This is a genomic window from Streptomyces torulosus (assembly GCF_001419765.1).
Taxonomy (GTDB): domain Bacteria; phylum Actinomycetota; class Actinomycetes; order Streptomycetales; family Streptomycetaceae; genus Streptomyces; species Streptomyces torulosus.
The window spans coordinates 22824-23026 of record NZ_LIRK01000139.1 but is presented as its reverse complement, the minus strand read 5'-3'; the positions used below and the strand labels follow the sequence as shown (position 1 = coordinate 23026).

Genomic DNA, 203 nt, shown 5'->3' with positions numbered 1-203 from the left:
CAGGCCCTCGGCCTGAACCTCGGCGACCTGTTGTCCCTGGCCGGCGACGAACTGACGCGCCGTACGACCACATCCCTGAGGCGCCGTACACCCACGTCGGTCACCCGCCGAACCTCCACGTCCTCGACGCGCCGCGCGACGACCACCGGCTCCCCGCACAACGGCCTCTGCCTGGTGGCCTGAAGCGCCCCTCCGCGCCCCCG

General features: G+C 73.4%; 1 pseudogene. It reads left to right on the top strand.

Annotation, left to right across the window (positions count from 1 at the left end):
• Positions 1 to 183: pseudogene (locus AOK23_RS48405) on the top strand (hypothetical protein); the annotation flags it as partial.
• Positions 184 to 203 lie beyond the last annotated feature (20 nt).